The organism is Terriglobus roseus DSM 18391, from assembly GCF_000265425.1.
In the GTDB taxonomy this organism is placed as follows: Bacteria; Acidobacteriota; Terriglobia; order Terriglobales; family Acidobacteriaceae; genus Terriglobus; species Terriglobus roseus.
The window spans coordinates 3,178,250-3,196,501 of the sequence record NC_018014.1; the positions used below are offsets into that span (position 1 = coordinate 3,178,250).

The 18,252-nt window shown below is 61.4% G+C and carries 19 protein-coding genes; 13 read left to right on the forward strand and 6 right to left on the reverse strand.

Translation table 11 applies throughout. From position 1 onward, the window contains the following. Nucleotides 1-40 precede the first annotated feature (40 nt). Both TERRO_RS12990 and TERRO_RS12995 read left to right on the forward strand, forming a co-directional pair. Entirely contained in the window at nucleotides 41-844 is an 804-nt protein-coding gene (locus tag TERRO_RS12990; protein WP_041592568.1) for a HipA family kinase, read from the forward strand. Continuing rightward, entirely contained in the window at nucleotides 822-1,232 is a 411-nt protein-coding gene (locus tag TERRO_RS12995) for a DUF3037 domain-containing protein (RefSeq protein WP_014786116.1), read from the forward strand. The genes TERRO_RS12990 and TERRO_RS12995 overlap by 23 nt, the downstream gene beginning before the upstream one ends. A 90-nt stretch (nucleotides 1,233-1,322) precedes the next feature. Here the strand turns inward: TERRO_RS12995 and glgA are convergent, their stop codons facing one another. After that, nucleotides 1,323-2,777, reverse strand: a complete 1,455-nt coding sequence (gene glgA / locus TERRO_RS13000) for a glycogen synthase GlgA (RefSeq protein WP_014786117.1) — start codon at nucleotides 2,775-2,777, stop codon at nucleotides 1,323-1,325. A gap of 74 nt (nucleotides 2,778-2,851) precedes the next feature. Between glgA and rsmA the strand changes: the two genes are divergently transcribed. Further along, nucleotides 2,852-3,640 carry a 16S rRNA (adenine(1518)-N(6)/adenine(1519)-N(6))-dimethyltransferase RsmA gene (gene rsmA / locus TERRO_RS13005; protein WP_014786118.1) on the forward strand — a complete coding sequence of 263 codons (789 nt, stop codon included), beginning with the start codon at nucleotides 2,852-2,854 and terminating at the stop codon, nucleotides 3,638-3,640. 8 nt (nucleotides 3,641-3,648) lie between these two features. Here rsmA and TERRO_RS13010 read toward each other — a convergent pair whose 3' ends face one another. Next, nucleotides 3,649-4,332, reverse strand: coding sequence for a hypothetical protein (locus tag TERRO_RS13010; RefSeq protein WP_014786119.1), 684 nt, complete (start codon nucleotides 4,330-4,332; stop codon nucleotides 3,649-3,651). Further along, entirely contained in the window at nucleotides 4,329-4,835 is a 507-nt protein-coding gene (ruvC, locus tag TERRO_RS13015; RefSeq protein ID WP_014786120.1) for a crossover junction endodeoxyribonuclease RuvC, read from the reverse strand. The genes TERRO_RS13010 and ruvC overlap by 4 nt, the downstream gene beginning before the upstream one ends. Nucleotides 4,836-5,050: 215 nt before the next feature. Here ruvC and TERRO_RS13020 point away from each other — a divergent pair, with 215 nt between their 5' ends. The 7 genes from TERRO_RS13020 to TERRO_RS13045 all read left to right on the forward strand — a co-directional run bounded on the left by TERRO_RS13020 (nucleotide 5,051) and on the right by TERRO_RS13045 (nucleotide 12,818). Next, nucleotides 5,051-5,815 (forward strand): hypothetical protein, encoded by a 765-nt coding sequence (locus TERRO_RS13020; RefSeq protein WP_245536090.1) that lies wholly within the window; start codon nucleotides 5,051-5,053, stop codon nucleotides 5,813-5,815. Then, the gene (locus TERRO_RS23695; RefSeq protein ID WP_245536091.1) at nucleotides 5,718-6,041 is read left to right on the forward strand and encodes a fatty acid desaturase; all 324 of its coding nucleotides are present in this window, start codon (nucleotides 5,718-5,720) and stop codon (nucleotides 6,039-6,041) included. The genes TERRO_RS13020 and TERRO_RS23695 overlap by 98 nt, the downstream gene beginning before the upstream one ends. Nucleotides 6,042-6,143: 102 nt before the next feature. Further along, nucleotides 6,144-7,097, forward strand: coding sequence for a sensor histidine kinase (locus TERRO_RS13025; protein WP_014786122.1), 954 nt, complete (start codon nucleotides 6,144-6,146; stop codon nucleotides 7,095-7,097). Then, nucleotides 7,094-7,855 (forward strand): response regulator transcription factor, encoded by a 762-nt coding sequence (locus tag TERRO_RS13030; RefSeq protein WP_014786123.1) that lies wholly within the window; start codon nucleotides 7,094-7,096, stop codon nucleotides 7,853-7,855. The genes TERRO_RS13025 and TERRO_RS13030 overlap by 4 nt, the downstream gene beginning before the upstream one ends. 97 nt (nucleotides 7,856-7,952) lie before the next feature. Continuing rightward, nucleotides 7,953-10,313, forward strand: coding sequence for an LPS export ABC transporter permease LptG (gene lptG / locus TERRO_RS13035; RefSeq protein WP_014786181.1), 2,361 nt, complete (start codon nucleotides 7,953-7,955; stop codon nucleotides 10,311-10,313). Nucleotides 10,314-10,369: 56 nt separating this feature from the next. Then, nucleotides 10,370-11,056, forward strand: coding sequence for an FKBP-type peptidyl-prolyl cis-trans isomerase (locus TERRO_RS22125; protein WP_014786124.1), 687 nt, complete (start codon nucleotides 10,370-10,372; stop codon nucleotides 11,054-11,056). Nucleotides 11,057-11,069: 13 nt separating this feature from the next. Continuing rightward, nucleotides 11,070-12,818, forward strand: coding sequence for an ABC transporter ATP-binding protein (locus TERRO_RS13045; protein WP_014786125.1), 1,749 nt, complete (start codon nucleotides 11,070-11,072; stop codon nucleotides 12,816-12,818). Between the two features lie 38 nt (nucleotides 12,819-12,856). On the opposite strand, the gene TERRO_RS13050 is transcribed toward TERRO_RS13045, so the two are convergent. Further along, nucleotides 12,857-13,612: a DeoR/GlpR family DNA-binding transcription regulator gene (locus tag TERRO_RS13050; RefSeq protein ID WP_014786126.1), complete on the reverse strand. Its 756-nt coding sequence runs from the start codon at nucleotides 13,610-13,612 to the stop codon at nucleotides 12,857-12,859. 60 nt (nucleotides 13,613-13,672) lie between these two features. Here TERRO_RS13050 and TERRO_RS13055 point away from each other — a divergent pair, with 60 nt between their 5' ends. After that, a complete protein-coding gene (locus TERRO_RS13055) occupies nucleotides 13,673-14,293 on the forward strand; it encodes an NUDIX domain-containing protein (protein ID WP_014786127.1) in 621 nt (206 codons plus the stop codon). A gap of 23 nt (nucleotides 14,294-14,316) precedes the next feature. Here TERRO_RS13055 and TERRO_RS13060 read toward each other — a convergent pair whose 3' ends face one another. Together TERRO_RS13060 and TERRO_RS13065 are read right to left on the reverse strand one after the other, a co-directional pair. Continuing rightward, on the reverse strand, nucleotides 14,317-15,042 hold the full coding sequence (locus TERRO_RS13060) for an SDR family NAD(P)-dependent oxidoreductase (protein ID WP_014786182.1): 726 nt from the start codon (nucleotides 15,040-15,042) through the stop codon (nucleotides 14,317-14,319). Between the two features lie 2 nt (nucleotides 15,043-15,044). After that, entirely contained in the window at nucleotides 15,045-15,731 is a 687-nt protein-coding gene (locus TERRO_RS13065) for a hypothetical protein (RefSeq protein WP_014786128.1), read from the reverse strand. A gap of 225 nt (nucleotides 15,732-15,956) precedes the next feature. Here TERRO_RS13065 and TERRO_RS13070 point away from each other — a divergent pair, with 225 nt between their 5' ends. After that, complete coding sequence (locus TERRO_RS13070) at nucleotides 15,957-16,250, forward strand: co-chaperone GroES (protein WP_014786129.1); 294 nt, start codon at nucleotides 15,957-15,959, stop codon at nucleotides 16,248-16,250. 106 nt (nucleotides 16,251-16,356) lie between these two features. Beyond that, nucleotides 16,357-18,030, forward strand: a complete 1,674-nt coding sequence (groL, locus tag TERRO_RS13075; RefSeq protein WP_014786183.1) for a chaperonin GroEL — start codon at nucleotides 16,357-16,359, stop codon at nucleotides 18,028-18,030. The last annotated feature ends 222 nt before the right edge of the window (nucleotides 18,031-18,252 follow it).

Below are 18,252 nucleotides of genomic sequence, written 5' to 3' on the forward strand. Positions count from 1 at the left end.
ATGGGCTGGAGTATCTGAGCCTCCTCTACACTTGAGTGCGATGCGGACTGTGCTTGCGACTCGTTACGTTCTTGCCCTGCGCGAGGGCGGTTCCATGCCCGCGATCGTCGAGGCAGACGACCTTGGCATGTACGTTGTGAAGTTTCGTGGTGCCGGTCAGGGCCCGCTGGCTTTGACGGCCGAGATCGTCGCCGGTGAGATCGGCCGTACGCTCGGGTTGAGTGTGCCGGAGTTGGTGCTGGTGGAGGTTGATCCTGCACTGGGCCGCAACGATCCCGATGCAGAGATACGGCATCTGCTGAAGGCGAGCGTCGGCACCAATGTTGGGCTGGATTATCTCCCTGGGTCGACAGACTTCAATGCCGCCGCAGGAGACCTGATCTCTGCAGAGACGGCTTCCATGGCGGTGTGGTTCGACAGCTTTGTGCAGAACGTCGATCGCACGCCGCGCAATCCGAACCTGTTGATGTGGCATCGCGAGGTGCGCTTTATTGATCATGGTGCGGCGATGTTCTTTCATCACAACTGGGAGACGATGCCGACCAAGACGCAGTCGCCTTTCGCCCAGATCGAGCACCATGTGCTGCTGCCTTTTGCGAGTGATCTCAAAACTGCTTCGTCACGCGCGCGTGCCGTGCTGAGTGAAGACGTGCTGCGCGCCATCGTTTCGATGGTGCCCGATGCATTCCTTGCCGCGGCGCTGGTTGAGAGTGGCGATGCGGAAGCAATCAAGGCAGAGGCCACAGCGAAGCGCGAGGCTTATGTGCGCTTCTTTGTGGAGCGTCTGGCTCACTCATCTATCTTCGAAGAGGAGGCCGACCGTGCACGCCAACGCCAGCTTTGATTACGCGACGCTGCGCGTGGTGCCTCGCGTGGAGCGTGAGGAGTTCGTCAACGCCGGCGTGATCCTCTTCTGCCTGGAGCGACGTTATTTGAAGTGCCGCATCGCGCTCGATGAAGAGCGAGTGCTGGCGCTGGCACCTTCTCTTGATGTCGCGACCATCCGGCAGCATCTGCGTGCCGTGGAGCTGCTCTGCAACGGTGATGCAAAGGGTGGACCGATGGCGAAGCTGTCGCAGCGGGAACGCTTCCACTGGTTGACTGCTCCGCGTAGCACCGTTTTGCAGACCTCGCCGGTCCGAACGGGTGTTTGCAGCAAAGAAAACGGCGACTGCCATGATCTGGACAGTCGCCTGGGTGAGATTGCTGCGATGATGCTGGGGACAAAGTAGGACGGGGTCGCGCTTCCGCGCGACGGAGCGCACTTGGCGCTGGTCCATGTATCAGAATCGATACATGGGGCACCCAGTTCTCACCGCTCGCTAGCTCCAGGCTCGGCCTTCGATGACGCGCTCGTAGACCCTGATGTACTCTTCCGCGGGCTTGTTCCAGGAGAAGTCCTGTTCCATGCCCCGCCTCATCATGGCCTCCCACTGTTCCTTGTTCTGGAAGGTGGCGACGGCGCGACGGATGGCATCAAGGAAGTCCCACTGGTTGTAGCCGTGGAACTTGAAGCCGTTGCCCTGCCCTTCGTGGAGTTCAACGATGGTGTCCTCGAGGCCGCCGGTTGAGCGGACGACGGGCACCGTGCCGTAGCGCAGCGAGTACATCTGGTTCAGGCCGCTGGGCTCGTAGTGCGACGGCATCAGGAAGATGTCGCTGCCTGCCTCGATCTTGTGCGCGGTGGTGTTGTCGTAGCGGATGTCCACGCGCACCTTGTCCGGGTAGCGTGCGGCAAGCTCGCTCAGGAGGCGCTCGTAGTACTCCTCGCCGGTGCCGAGCGCGATGAGGACGACGTCGTCCTTGATGAGTTCATGCAGGATGCCCGCGAGCAGGTCAAAGCCCTTCTGCGTGGCGAAGCGCGAGACGATGCCGAGCACGGCCGTTGTGTCTTCGACGTGGTCGAGACCGAAGGCATGCAGGAGGTCGCGACGGCATTCTTTCTTGCCCTTCAGGTTGTCCGCGCTGTAGTGTGCTGCGATGTGCGCATCGCGTGCGGGGTCCCACTGGTCGTAGTCGACGCCGTTGAGGATACCGAAGAGATCGCCGCTGCGCCTCCGGAAGATGTCGTCGAGGCCGTTGCCGAACTCCGGCGTCTGGATCTCTTCGGCGTAGCGCCGGCTCACCGTCGTGAGCGCGTCGGCGTAGACAAGGCCACCCTTGAGCAGGTTGACGTTGTCGTATGCCTCGAGCTTTTCCAAGGTGAACATGTCCCACGGCAGCATGATGCGTGGCATGGTGTCGGCCGGGAACCAGCCCTGGTAGCCGGCGTTATGGATGGTGAAGACACACGGCACCTTGCGCAGGACAGGATCGAAGAAGTAGATCGAGCGCAGATAGATGGGCACGAGCGCCGCCTGCCAGTCGTGGGCGTGGAAGACATCCGGCACGCCGAGGATCTTGCTGGCTTCAATCACCGCGCGGCTGTAGAGCGAGAAGCGCTCCCAGTTGTCGAGGTAGTCGCCGCCGGGCGTGGCGTAGAAGCTTTCGCGATCGAACATCTCCGGACAATCGAAGAAGTAGACCTGCACGCCATCCTGGATGCCGCCGTCCAGCACGCGCACGTAGCGCTGATAGCTTGGGAACGGAATGGTAAGGCTTTGGATGACCGTTGGCAGGTCGGGCAGCTTGCGCGCGACCTGGCGATAGTACGGTACAAACGTGGTGACGCGATGGCCCATGCGGACCAGGACGGGAGGCAATGCGCCGACCACGTCAGCCAGGCCGCCGGTCTTGGCCCAGGGCACGCACTCCGATGCTGCGAAAACAATGTGCATCCAAACTCCTGCAAATGTGCAGACCCAACGATACCGCACACGCAGGCACGATACCCTAAAGGTCTAGTCATCGGATGCAGCCACGCAAGCCAAAGCTCGGACAAAATTTTCTGGTCGACGACAACGCGCGTCACCGCATCGCGGATGCCCTGGGCGATGTGTCGCAGCGGACGGTCCTGGAGATTGGTCCAGGGCATGGCGCGATCACGACGATTCTGGCGGAACGAGCGAAGCGGCTTGTGTGCATTGAGCTTGACCGGTCGCTGGCGCCCGAGCTGCGATTCAAGTTCCGCAACCACCCGAATGTCGAAATCGTGGAAGGCGATGTGCTGCAAACGGACCTGACCGCCCTGGTGCCTGAGGGTGAGAAGGGCCTGCTGATCGGCAACCTGCCGTATTACATCACCAGCGACATCCTGCTGCATATGTTCACGCATGAGGCCGCGCTTGAGCTGGCCGTGGTGATGATGCAGCGGGAGGTGGCGGACCGTGTGGCGGCTGAGCCTGGGTCGCGCGACTTTGGCCTGCTGGGAGCGACCGCACAGATGCACGCGCGGGCGAATTCTCTGTTTACGCTGCCGCCGCAGGCCTTTGCGCCACCGCCAGATGTCTATTCGACCGTGCTGCGGTTGGCGTTTGCGCCGCGGTTCGATGAGCTGGGCATTGCAGATCGCAAGGGCTTCGATCGTTTTCTGAAGCTTTGTTTCCAGCAGAAGCGTAAGACCCTGAGCAACAACCTGCGTGCTGCGGGCTACACGCCGGCGCAGATTGCGGATGCGTGCGCGGCCGCCGGGATCGAGTCAAGCACGCGCGCCGAGGCGCTGCCACTGGATCGGTTTGCTGAGTTGTTTCGGGCGCTTTAGGCTGCCTGCTACTTTTTGGCGATCTCCTGCTGATCGACCATAGTCAGCAGTTGCTGGGCGCGGGTTCGGACGCGTTCGAGGACGGCTACGTCAGTAGCGAGGCTCTCGAGGATTGGGCGGATGGCACCAAGCTCGGCGGCGCGGCCTGTCTTGGCATCCTCTGCGAGGCGGATCATGACGGGGTCGAGGCCGAGACGGTCGTAGCGATGCAGCCGGTCGAGCTCAAGGCCTGCCTGCACGGTGCCTGCGATGGCCAGCATGTAATCCAGTGCTTCACTGAGCGGCTTGTTGTCGGTGAAGTTAAAGGTGCAGTGTGCGGCGGGGCCATCAGCCGGGGCGTATTCGACTTCCTTGGTGCCCATGTTTGCGATGCCCTTGGAGCGGGTCTCGCATGGCTGCAGGTTGTGCGTGCGTTCCATCAGCGAACTGAGCCGGGCGCGACCGGTGGGCGAGAGACGGAAGAGCACCTGGCCTGGATCGCTTCCCTTCACGGGCTTGCCTGTGTACTCGGCCATGCCGTGCAGGGGGACGGAGATCTGCCAGTGCGGGACAAGCAGGCCGGGCCGGTCATAGCTGACGACGAGTCGAAACGGAGCAGTGGTTACTGCCGGAGCGGAGTCTGGCACAGCATCCTGCGCGTGCGCCGACAGGGCGAGAGCAAGTAACGAACCGGCGAAGAGCAAAGACTTCAACGAACACCCATCCCAAAGTGTGTCTGCGCCGTGTGCACGTGGCAGATGGCGATTGCCAGTGCGTCAGCGGCATCGGCTGGTTCCGGCGCCTTATCCAGATCGAGCAGCCTCGCAACCATGAACTGTACCTGCTCTTTCGCGGCGAGGCCATAGCCTACGACGGCGCTCTTGATGGAGAGCGGGGCGTACTCGCTGACTTCCAGATTGCAGGTGGCCGCGGCCAGCATGGCGACGCCGCGAACGTGGCCCAGTTTGAGGGCGCTTTTGGCGTTGGCGGCGAAGAAGACGTCTTCAATGGCAACGCAATCGGGCTCGTAGACGGTCATGAGTCCGGTCAGTTCGGCGAAGACCTGCTGCAGTCGCAGCGGCGTCTTCTGCTTCTTGTCGAGCTTGATGGCGCCGGCGGCGATGGGGACCAGGCGACGCTCGCGTGCGGTCTCTTCGACCTGCACCACGCCCCAGCCGGTGTATTCCGTGCCGCAGTCGATTCCGAAGACGCGCATAGGACGAGTGTACCGGCAATGTCGGCTAAGGGACGGGCCTGAATCGCGGATGCTACTGCCGCGCCAATGTGCGCTGTGGGCGGGTGAAAGGAGCGATTTACGGGGCTGCAACGGCTTGTCGGAGGGGCTTACAGAAGTCTTACACACAGATACGGGCACTTCACGGTAGCTTTGGTGGTGAGGCGGACCAAAGCCCGCCAGAAACGAGTAGCCGAATGTCTCCTGTTGTTGATCAAGCCGCTGCAGAACAGACTCGCAGCACCCCCGTCGCAACCGCGCCTGTGCGCCTTGTTCCGGCAGCCGTAGAAGCTCGCGAGAAGGCCAAGATGGACCTCCGCATGGGCCGCGAGCACCAGCACGGACAAGTGAACTGGATTACCGCCATTGCCTTCGGCGCGTTCCATGTTCTGGCTGTGGTAGCCCTCTTCTTCTGGTCCTGGTCGTATGTTGCCTGCTTCGCCGTGATGTACTTCCTGGCGATCAATGTCGGCATCGGCATGACGTATCACCGCCTGTTGACGCACCGCGGCTATCGCGTTCCCCGCTGGCTTGAGATCTTCATGACCGCCTGCGGCACCATGGCCCTTGAGGGCGGACCGATCTTCTGGGTGGCCACGCACCGCGTTCACCATCAGCACAGCGACCAGGAAGGCGATCCGCACACGCCGCACGATGGTACCTGGTGGGCGCACATCGGCTGGATCATCACCGGCCGCGCCATGCATAGTGAGACTGCCCTGCTGGGCCGTTACGCCCCTGACCTTACCCGCGATCCCGCACAGCGCTGGCTGAGCAAGTACCACTGGCTGCCGCTGACCATTGCCGGCTTCCTGCCAGATGGGCCTTGGCTACTACATGGGCGGCGTGAAGATGATGTTCGGCATGGTTCTGTGGGGCACGTTCCTCCGCGTAGTTGTCGGTGTGAACGCGACCTGGTTCGTGAACTCGGCCTCGCACATGTTCGGACCGCGCCGCTTTGAGACGAAGGACGACTCGCGCAACAACTGGTGGGTCGCGATCCTTACCGGTGGCGAAGGCTGGCACAACAACCACCACGCTCATCCCGTCAGCGCGCGTCATGGCCTGGTCTGGTACGAGTTCGACATCAACTACTACGGCATCTGGCTGCTGAAGAAGCTGGGCATCGCAAAGAAGGTCCAGATTGCCAAGTGGGATCCTTCGAACCCGAAGCCTGCCGGCGCTTAGTCCGTTAATGTTTCCCAGAAGGCCCGGTGAAAGCCGGGCCTTTTTGTTTGTGCGCAGCTATGGTCCTGAGTGAATGAAGAGAGATGAAAGAATGATCACGCCATGAACATCACACGCCGGCGTGGCGCGATCGCGTTCTACATCACACTGGGTATCTGCCTGGTAGGGCTGGCCGTTGCCCTGAACGTTGGATGGATCATCGTCAACGTGACAGAGCGGCGTATTGCCATGCTGGTGCTCGGCGTGATCTTCTTCGCCGTCATCATTGCGGGCATGGTGCTCAACACAATCTTTCTGGTGCGTGAGATCCGGCGGAACGAACGCCAGGACAGCTTTCTGAACGCGGTCACGCACGAACTGAAGACACCCATTGCGTCCATCCGCCTGTACCTGGATACGCTGCAGCGGCGGCCACTGGAAGAGTCGCAGCGGCAGGAGTTCTACACGCGCATGCGTGAAGACAATGACCGCCTGCTGGCCACGGTGGAGCAGATCCTGCGCGCGGGCGAAGCCGGTGCCAAGGGTTTGCAGCGCAACGCGAAGGGCCGCCTGCCCGTGGATGTTCGCGCGCTGACGCAGGCCTGCCTGGAGGAGACCCTGCGACGGCACCATCTGGCTGAGGACGCAGTGAAGATGGTCGACGACACGGCCGGAGCAGACCTTCGCGTCAACGGCGATGCGGACAGCCTGCGCACCGCGATGTTGAACGTCCTGGACAATGCCGTGAAGTATTCCCCGGCGGGCGTGCACATCACGGCAGAGCTCAACACCGCACGTCGCGGCTTCGTCATTCTGCGTTTCATCGACACGGGCATGGGTATCCCGCCGGGCCAGCTTGGCAGGGTCTTTCACCGCTTCTATCGAGTGGGCGGCAATGCTTCCGCGAAGGTCAAGGGCACCGGCCTGGGACTGTTCATCGTCCGTGCCATTGCTCGTAATCACGGCGGCGATGCCAGTGCACAAAGCTACGGGGAAGGGCGCGGTACCACCATCACCCTGCAACTGCCGTTGATGCCCGCGGGCGCCGATACCAAGGCTGCAAGGAAGGTTTCATGAGCGATCAACCGCTGATTGCGCTGGTTGAGGATGAAGAGCATCTTGCCGATGCGCTGCTGTTCAACCTGAAGGCCGAAGGTTATCGCGTACACCACGAGGCGGATGGCGAGGCTGCGCTGGCGTGGCTGTTGAACGCGCCGGAACGTCCACGAGCCGTGCTGCTGGACGTGATGTTGCCGGGTATGGATGGATTTGCCATCGCGCGTGCACTGCGAGCTGCGAACAACTACGTCCCCATCCTGATGCTGACGGCCCGCGACCGGCCTGAGGACGTACTGGAAGGATTCGAGTCCGGTGCCGACGACTACCTGAACAAGCCGTTCGATCTGTCGATTCTGCTGGCCCGGCTGAACAGTCTGTTGCGTCGCATGCAGTGGCAGCAGGAATCGGCCCCGACCACCGAGGCCCCGGCTGCAGCCGAGCCGGAGGAGGTTCGCGATGTCTACGAGTTTGAGGGCAAGACCATCAACTTCGACTCGCTGGAGATCCATGCCAATGGCAAGATCACGCGGCTGACGCTCATGGAAGCGGACCTGTTGCGTTACCTGCTGGTTCGCGAGGGCCGGGTTGTTTCACGCAAGGAGATCCTGGAAGAGGTCTGGCGTGTGCGGGAGGACACGGATACGCGCGCCATCGACAATTTTATTGTGCGTCTGCGGCGATACCTGGAGGACGATCCCGTGCGGCCCCAGCACCTGCTTACGGTGCGTGGGGTTGGGTACCGGTTTGTGATCGATGGCGCGAAGGCTGCTGTCTGATCCTTGCCCGCTTTTCCACGAGCGGATACCGCGAACCCTTCCGCCGCCGGAGCGCGTCCAATCGCTACACTTAGGTACATGAGGAACCGTTGACACCGTGCGAATTCTGACGCGTTACATTTTGCGCGAAGTGCTGTCGCACGCGGTGCTGGGCGGTGTGCTGTTTACGTTTGTGCTCTTCATGCGCGACCTGGGGCGCATCCTTGAGCTGCTGGTGCGCGGCTCCGCGTCGCTGCATTCGGTGATGCTGGTCTTCTTCTACACGCTGCCGACGACGCTGATCCTGACCATTCCGATGACGGTGCTGGTCGGTATCCTGCTTGGTCTTTCGCGGCTTTCGGCAGACAGCGAAGTCACGGCCATGCGGGCTGCAGGCTTTGGCGTGATGCAGTTTGTGGGCGTCGTCTCGTATGCGGCGGTTGCTGCGCTGCTGGTTGGCCTGTTCAATTCGATGTATGTTGCACCGAAGTCGGCAGCCGCGTTGTTGCGCCTGGAATCATCCCTGAAGACGCAGCAGGCAAGCTTTGAAGTGCAGCCGCGCGTCTTCTACGAGGACTTCAAGAACTACGTTCTGTACGTGCAGGACACGCGTCCGGCTCAGGGCGCGACGCTGTGGCGCCACGTCTTTCTGGCCGATCTGACGGAGCCTGCGGCGCCCTCGATCACCACGGCTGAACAGGCTGTTGTCGTGCCCGGCCCGAGCGCGTCGCTCCGGCTCCACTTCCGCGATGGATCGAAGCACGAGATCTCGCCCAAGGACCCGAACCAGTACGACATCTCCACCTTTACGGAGACGGACACACCCATCCAGACGGGCGCGCAGGAAGACCTGAAGCTGGGCCACGCGGACACGCCGCTGGTCGCGATGTCGTTCGCCGAGCTGTGGCATCGCCGCTTTGAGCCACAGGGTCGCGTCTACATGATCGAGCTCCATAAGCGCATCAGCTATCCGGTCGCATGTATTGTGCTGATGCTGGTGGGCGTGCCGCTTGGTCTGTCGTCCCGCCGCGGCGGCAAGAGCACCGGCTTTGTGCTGACGGTGGCGCTGGTCTTCGTCTACTACTTCTTTTCGAGCGTCGGCGTGGCCATGGCGAAGCAGGGCAAACTGCCGGCAGGCATCGGCGTGTGGATTGCCAACATTGTCTTCTCCATCGTGGGTTTCCTGCTGCTGCGGCAGATGGCCCGCGGCGATGTCGGGATGCGCGGAACGGCCCTGGTACGTGCGCTCTCACCGGTGGGCCTCTGGGTCGAACGGCGTCTGCCCGCCCGCTTCCGCTCGTCGAACGCCGCAGCACAGGCTGCGAAGCGTGAGCGTCCGGCAAGCTATCGACCACTGCGCAACAACCGCTTCCCGCTGATCTTTGACGACTACGTCATGCGCCAGTTCCTGTCGACCTTTGCGCTGGTGCTGGTCTCGTTCGTCGCGATCTCGATCATCTTCAACTTCTTCGAACTGATCGGCGACATCTTCCGCAACCGCACGCCGCTGATCACCGTCGGCGACTACCTGCTGAACCTGATCCCGTACATGCTCTACAACCTGACGCCGCTGTGCGCGCTGCTGGGTGTTCTGGTGACGCTCGGTTCCCTTTCGCGGACCAGCGAGTTGACGGCCATGAAGGCCAGCGGCGTGAGCCTGTACCGGCTGATCGCGCCTCTGCTGCTGATCGCAAGTATTCTTGCCGTCGGACTGTACGCCTTTGGCGATTTCTATCTGCCAAACGCCAATCGCCGGCAGGAGTCACTGCGATCGGAGATCAAGGGAAAGCCCGCACAGACCTTCCTGCGGCCTGATCGCAAGTGGATCAGCGGACAGCAGGACACGGTGGGCGAGCCGGCGCGCATCTTTTACTACCAGTTCTTCGATCCGGATAAGAACGTCTTCGCGAACCTGACGGTCTTCGAGTTCCAGCCGGGCAGCTTCCACCTGAGCCGCCGTATCTTTGCCAGCTCTGCGCACTGGGAACAGAAGACGCAGCAATGGGTGTTGGAGAGTGGCTGGGAACGCGACTTCCAGGGCGAAGCCATCTCCGACTACAAACCGTTTGCGCTTTCCGTCTTCCCCGAGATCCGCGAGCAGCCCTCCTACTTCAAGAAGGAGACGCGGCAGTCGCAGGAGATGAGCTTTGGCGAGCTGGACAAGTACATCACGGACCTGCAGCAGAGCGGCTTCGACACCATGCGGCTGCGTGTGCAGCTCAACCGCAAGCTGGCGTATCCGCTGATCACGCTGGTGATGGCGATCTTCGCGGTGCCGTTCGCTTTGACGATGGGCAAACGCGGGTCGCTGGCGGGTATTGCCACGGCCATCGGCATGGCCGTGGCTTACACGGTGATTGCCAGTGTTTTTGAGGCGATGGGGAATGTGAATGCGCTTCCGCCGATGCTGGCGGCGTGGTCGCCGGACCTGCTGTTTGGCATGGCGGGTGGGTATCTGCTGCTGAAAGCGCAGACCTGATCGCGGTTTCGCCGCATCGTGCAGACCACTCGTAGAATCAAATGCGAGGATTGTTCATGCGAAACCTTGCACCAGCGCTGCTCGCAACGATTGCCATGGCAGCGACCGCACAGACCGCCCCGAAGCCCGCAACCACCACCGCGAAGCCCGGCGCCGCGAAGAGCTCTACCGCGACACACCGGCTGACCGCTCACGTTCCAAGGACGACCATGCCCGATCCCAAAGCAACTGAAGGCACTGCCGCTGTCGGCACGATGCCCGCTGTCACCGGCACGCCGGCGCCGCTGTACGCACTGAAGTACATCGACACAAAGATTGGCGACGGCGAACTGGCTCGCCCGTCGACGCCGCCGTCCAACGTGGTCTTCTACACCGTGCATTACACCGGTTGGACCCTTGACGGTAAGAAGTTCGATTCGTCCGTCGACCGCGGCCAGCCCATCGTCTTTCCGATCGGCCTGAAGCGTGTGATCTCCGGCTGGGACACGGGCTTTGAAGGCATGCATGTCGGTGGCAAGCGCCGCCTTATCATCCCGTACCAGCTTGCTTATGGTGCTGCGGGGCATCCGCCCGATATCCCAGAGAAGGCTGACCTGGTCTTCGACGTGGAGCTGGTCGGTCAGGGCAATACGCAGCAGCCCGTTACGGGCTCGCATTTTGAGCCGCCGACGCCTGAGTCTGCACCCTTAACACCGCAACCCGGCGCGAACCCGGCGGCCAAGCCGGAAGATCACCCGGAATAGAACAGGAACAACCATGCTGGAAAAGCTGAACCCACTGCGTCCCTACCTGAAGCGATACCGCGCCCAACTGGCGCAGGGCGCAGTCGCGGTGCTGCTTTATAACAGCTCGAAGATCGTGATGCCGTTGCTGATCGGCCGCGCCGTGGATGGCATCGTCCACCACGGCGCGGAGTCGGTCATCACGCGTACGGTCTTTCTGTTGATCGCCGTCGCTGCCGTTGCGGCGGTGTGCCTGTATGCCACGCGATGGATCATCATTGGCGCCAGCCGCGAGATCGAGTTCGATCTGCGCAATGACATGTTCGGCAACCTTGAGAAGCAGTCGCTTTCGTTCTTCCACCAGCACCGTACGGGCGACATCATGGCCCGTGCGACGAACGATCTGAATGCGGTTCGACAACTGCTTGGCCCGGCAATCATGTACTCCGCCAACACCGTTGTCTTTACGGCGGCGGCGCTGCCGTTCATGCTGCACATCTCCAGCCGGCTGACGCTGTTTGCGTTCCTGCCGTTGCCGATCGCTTCCGTCGTCGTGCAGCTGATGGGCCGCAAGATCCACTCACGCTTTGAGCGGATCCAGGCCATGTTCTCGGAGATCAGCGCCAAGGCGCAGGAGAACTTCAGCGGTGCCCGCCTGGTCCGCGCCTTTGCGCAGGAAGAGGCGGAGATCAAGTCCTTCGAAACGGCGAACCGTGAGTACATCCGCCGGTCACTGTTTCTTGTCCGCATTATGGCCATGCTGTGGCCCACGCTTGAGTTTGTGCTGGGCATGTCGATCATGCTGACCTTGCTGGTCGGCGGCCGCGAAGTGGTTGGGGGCCGCATCTCCGCCGGGCAGTTCGCGGAGTACATGGTCTTCATGGTGCAGCTTACCTTCCCAATGCTGGCGCTTGGCTACGTCATCAACCTCTTTCAGCGCGGCACCGCATCGGTCGTGCGTATCGACGAGCTGCTGCGCTGGGAGCCGTCGATCAAGGACGAGAGTGGCCTGTCCATACCCATTGACGCTGTGCCACGCGGCGACATCGAGTTCCGCAACCTGACCTTCGGCTATGGCGACGGCCCGCGCATCCTGGAGGATGTGAACCTGTCGATCCCGGCAGGCAGCTCCCTTGCGATTGTCGGGCCGACCGGCTCGGGCAAGTCGACGCTGGTGAACCTGATTCCGCGACTGCTGGACGCGCCTGCGGGCGAAGTCTTCGTGGATGGTCTGCCCATCCGCGAGTGGCCGCTGACGGCCCTGCGCCGCTCCATCGGCTTTGTGCCACAGGAGACGTTCCTCTTCTCGACCAGCATCCGCGACAACATCGCCTTCGGCGTCGAGTCAGCCACGGACGCGGAGATCGAACGCGCCGCAACCGTCGCACACATCGCGAACGAGATCCTTGAATTCCCCCATGGCTTCGATACGCTGGTGGGCGAACGCGGCGTAACGCTTTCCGGTGGCCAGAAGCAACGGACGTCGATCGCGCGAGCAATCATGCGCGATCCGCGCATCCTGATCCTGGATGACGCACTTGCCTCCGTAGACACGTATACGGAAGAGCAGATTCTGCGCGGACTGCGCGAGGTGATGACAGACCGCACAACAATCCTGATCGCGCATCGCGTCTCGACCGCACGCAGCGCCGACCGGATCGCGGTCCTGATCAACGGTCGCATCACGCAGATCGGCACGCACGACGAACTGCTTGCCAGCGGTGGCTACTACTCGGAGCTGTTTGAGAAGCAGCAGCTGGAAGAAGAGATCGTCGCGAACTAACGATCGCCCGCCCTCGGCCATCAGCGCATAACGATCCGCTATGCGCGGGTAATGGTAATGCCGCGCTTCGCGTAGGGTTCGACCAACGCCTCGTCCACGCTACGTTCCACGATGATGCCGTTTATGTCGGCAAGGCCGACCACTTCGTAAGCCGAGGCGGCGTTCAGCTTCTCAGCAGAAGCAAGAACCACTGTCTCGGCAGAAGCCCGACTCAAGGCGCGTTTCACGGCGGCTTCCTCGTAGTCGCCGGTTGTGAGTCCGACCTTCGGGTGAACACCGGTGACGCCCATGAAGAAGATGTCGGCGTGAATCTTACTGATGGCCTCGACAGCAGATGCCCCGACCGCGACCACGGAATGCTTAAAGAAGCGACCGCCGATCAGAATCACTTCGACGCCTCCGTGGTTCACCAGCTCAAGCGCAATGGTCGGACTATGGGTCACGATGGTGGCTTTGAGGTCGAGCGGTAGATGCCGCGCAATCTCGCGAGAGGTCGTTCCTCCATCAAGGATCGCGACCTGGCCTGGCTGAATCATCGCCGCTGCCGCGATACCGATGGCAATCTTCCCTTCATGCCTGAGCTGTTCGCGACCGGCGAAGTCAGCGACGGCGGGCGAAGCCGGCAGTGCGCCACCGTGGACCCGCTGGAGTAGCCCCTCTCGTGCAAGTTCGCGCAAATCCCGGCGAATGGTGTCTTCGGAGACGTTCATAGACTGGCTCAGGTCTTTCGCAACGACCTGCCCCTCTTGCGTGAGAATCTGGATAATCTGCTGTTTTCGATGCGTCGTGAGCATTCGCTCTCTCTTGCACGATATTACTTGACTCTGCATGAAACTGCACGTTACGGTCAACGTATGAGTCACCAAGCGGCGGTGAATACGGCAAACGAAAAGGTACGGATCAAGGCGGTCGAGACCCTCTCCGACGATTGGTACGTTCTGAAAAAGACGACCTTCGAACTACTTCGCAGGGACGGGAGCTGGCAGCAGCAGAGCCGCGAAACGTATGACAGAGGGAACGGAGCGACCATTCTGCTCTACAACCTGGAGCGAAGGACGGTCGTGCTCACGCGCCAGTTTCGCTTTCCTGCCTACGTCAATGGTCACTCCGGCATGCTGATCGAAACGGCTGCGGGCCTGCTTGATCAGGCAAGTCCCGAAGATCGAATTCGCGCAGAAGCCGAAGAGGAGACTGGCTACCGTGTGTCGCATGTCCGCAGGGTCTTCGAAGCGTTCATGAGTCCGGGATCTGTCACGGAACGACTCTACTTCTTTGTCGCTGAATACGGGAGTGGGTCCCGGGCCACACTGGGTGGAGGCAATCACGAAGAAGGTGAGGATATCGAAGTTCTGGAGCTACCGTTCGAAAAGGCCATGGCTGCAATCGACAGCGGAGAGATTGAAGATGGCAAGACGATCATGCTTCTGCAATACGCATTCATTCATCTCTTCCAGGCCCAGCGAGCCACGCCGTAAGTCTGCGCTCTGGCCCAGTCGGCTCAGATGAGACTCAGGCCACCATCGACCGCCATCACCTGTCCCGTGATGAACTCCGGCGCGGCGGCGAAGAACATTACGGCTGCTACTACGTCCTCCGGGGATCCATCGCGTCCCATGGGCGTCTTCCCTGCCAGCCGCTCCGGCTCGTCCGGCAAACGGATCATGCCGGGCGCGACGCAATTCACGCTGACCTCCGGTGCCCATGCCTTCGCCATCGTCTGCGACAGCATATGCAGCGCGGCCTTGCTGGCGCAGTAGTGCCCGTGCGTGATCCATGGCTTCATGCCACCGAGCGAGCCGATGTTGATGATCCTGCCATGACCGCTGGCACGCAGATGCTGCAAGGCCGCCTGCGCCACCAGGAATGGACCGCGAGCGTTGACCGCGTAGGCGTCGTCCCACTGCTCTGGCGACAGTGCCTCTAGCGGTGCCGACTCAAACATACCGGCGTTGTTAATCAGCAGGTCCAGGTCGCCAAGAAACTCCACCGCCTGTGCGACCGCGCTGATGACAGCATCCGGCGAGCGCACATCGCACGCGACGGCGTGCGCGCGGACTCCGAGATCTGTGAGTTCCTGGACGACCGCGGCAGACTCCGCATCCAGCGAGCGTGAGGTCACAACGACGTTCGCTCCCGCGGCCGCGAGAGCCACGGCGAACGCACGTCCCAGCCGCCGGACGCCGCCTGTGACGAGTGCACGTCGGCCCCACAGTATGTTGCTCATGCTTAGTTCGAAGGAGAGGAGGTACCGGGCGAGCCGTCGCTGGCAGGCGTGGTATCGCTCGAGGTCTTATTCGGCATCTTGGCCGGTGCTGCAGGCGCCGGAGTGACGTTATGGTCGGCGGGTACCACGGTCGAATCACCCTTGGCCTTCGCGTTCTTCGGCAGCGAGGGCAGTTTGATCACAGGTGCTGTGGCCGGCAGCGGCTTCGGCGTCGAAGACGGGCCCGTATTGCGAATGGGCTCCTGAACGCCGACGCTGCGGTTCATGTCCTTGGCTTCGTTCTCACCATACGCAGAGACCTGCGTCGTCGGCCGCTTCATGCGTACCGTCAACTGCTTCGAAGGCCCATCCAGCAGGATCGTTCCGGCGTAGGTCGTAAAGCCATTCGCAATGACCTGAATGCCCACCTGCGAGCCGGTCGGAATGATGTCGATGAAAGCCTTGCCGTCTGTGCCGGACTTGATCTCGAGATTGCCCTCGTCGTTGCCATCCTTCGTGGGATGGAAGATGACGGCAGCGTTCTCAAGGATCTTGCCGTTCGTGTCCTTGACTACCAGAATCTCAAGGTGGCTGGTCTCGGGCGGCGCCTTGTACTTGCGGCCGTGGCGCTCCGACTGCGCAGGGGCCAGCGTGGCGGCCAGGGTAACAACACTTGCAACGGAGACGAGAAGCGAACGGCGGAACTGCATGGGTGCATTCTACCGCCGCAGGCGCTCGCCTGTCTCCGAGCAGTCACAAACTGAAGTCGTCTTTTGACGCTGCTTGACGTTTACAGACGACCTTGAGCGACATTCACTCATATTTCATTGAGCAGTCTTGACTCTCACTAGGCCACCGCCGTACATTAGCAATCGGAGCGGCGGAGTGCTAAAACGCCCTACCGCCCACCCACACATCAAGGAGAACGAAGAACCATGGCATCGACATTCACACCGCTGCACGACCGCATCCTGGTCCGTCGCCTGGAAGAAGGCGAAACACTTCGCGGCGGGATCATCATCCCCGATTCTGCGAAGGAAAAGCCCCAGCAGGGCACAGTTATCAGCGTCGGCAAGGGTAAGAGCAATGACGAGGGCAAGGTATTCCCGCTCGACGTCAAGGCTGGCGACACGGTCCTCTTCGGCAAGTACTCCGGCACCGAGATCAAGCTGGAAGGCGAAGATCTGCTGATCATGCGCGAAGAAGAAGTCCTCGGAATCCTCAAGTAACCATTGCCCCGAACTCGGGTGCCCCATGTCTCGCTTCTGAGACATGGGTTTTCAGAACTCCGCAATCAACCGCAGCTCTTCGTGAGCGCGAACAAAGGAAAACATAATGGCAAAGCAAATTCTGCACGGTGAAGATTCCCGTCAGGCTATCCTCCGCGGCGTGAACGTCCTGGCGGACGCCGTCAAGGTGACCCTCGGACCCAAGGGCCGTAACGTTGTCATCGAGAAGAAGTTCGGTTCGCCGACCATCACCAAGGACGGCGTTACCGTCGCCAAGGAAATCGAGCTGGCGAACTCGCTCGAGAACATGGGCGCACAGATGGTCAAGGAAGTTGCTTCCAAGACCTCGGACGTTGCCGGCGACGGTACGACCACTGCAACCGTTCTGGCACAGGCTATCTTCCGCGAGGGCGTGAAGACGGTTGCTGCCGGTGCAAACCCCATGGCACTGAAGCGCGGCATCGATAAGGCTGTTGCAGCCATCATCGGCGTTCGCGACAACGACGGTGTGGTTCAGGGCGGCGCCCTGTCCAAGTTCTCCAAGCCCGTCTCTGGCGACATGATCGCTCAGGTCGGCACCATCTCGGCTAACTCGGATTCGCAGATCGGCACCATCATTGCCGAAGCGATGAAGAAGGTTGGCAAGGACGGCGTCATCACCGTCGAAGAGGCGAAGAGCATGGAGACCCAGCTCGACGTCGTCGAAGGCATGCAGTTCGACCGCGGTTACCTGTCGCCCTACTTCGTCACCGACGCAGAGCGCATGGAAGCTGCCTTTGAGGATCCATACATCCTCATCTATGAGAAGAAGGTCTCGTCCATGAAGGACATCCTTCCCCTGCTGGAGCAGATCGCTCGCACCGGCAAGGCACTCGTCATCATCGCGGAAGATGTTGATGGTGAGGCTCTCGCAACGCTCGTCGTCAACAAGCTGCGTGGCACGCTGAACGTCGCTGCTGTGAAGGCACCTGGCTTCGGCGATCGCCGCAAGGCAATGCTGGGCGACATCGCCATCCTGACCGGTGGCAAGGCCATCACGGAAGACCTCGGCATCAAGCTGGAGTCCGTGAAGATCGAGGACCTGGGCACCGCGAAGCGCGTGACCATCGACAAGGACAACACCACCATCATCGACGGCGCCGGCAAGGAAGCCGACATCGACGGTCGCGTGCGCGAGATCCGTTCGCAGGTTGAGAAGACCTCGTCGGATTACGACCGTGAGAAGCTGCAGGAGCGCCTCGCCAAGCTGGTTGGCGGCGTTGCAGTCATCAAGGTCGGTGCTGCTACCGAGACCGAGATGAAGGAAAAGAAAGCACGCGTCGAAGACGCGATGCACGCAACCCGCGCTGCCGTCGAAGAAGGCATCGTCCCCGGTGGCGGTGTGGCCCTGATCCGCTGCATCCCTGATGTGGACGCGCTGGTGAAGACGCTTGATGGTGACGAGAAGATCGGCGCCAACATCATCCGTCGCGCCATCGAAGAGCCGCTGCGCATGATCGCCTACAACGCAGGCGAAGAAGGCGCAGTTGTGATCGGTAAGATCACCGAGTCGAAGGACATGACCTTCGGTTACAACGCAGGCACCGACAAGTACGAGGACCTGGTCGCGGCCGGTGTCATCGATCCCACCAAGGTAACGCGCACTGCCCTGCAGAACGCAGCCTCCATCGCCGGCCTCATGCTGACGACGGAAGCCATGATCGCCGACATCCCGGAGAAGGCACCGGCAGGCGGCGGCCACAACCACGGCGGTGGCGGCGGTATGGACGGCATGTACTAAAGCATTGCATGCAGCGGACGCGGCCAAAGCCGCAGACGCAAGTGCGACGAGACAGAAAGCCCCGGAGCAATCCGGGGCTTTTGTTTACGACATGTTTCGGCCTGGACAATTCAGACGCCTACAAAACCACATCCAGATTGGGCACAAGCTCGCGCGCGACAGCTTTGGAGCTGATGAATAACAGTCGCCGAAAGTTGCCAAGCCCCTTCGTGTGTCGAATTA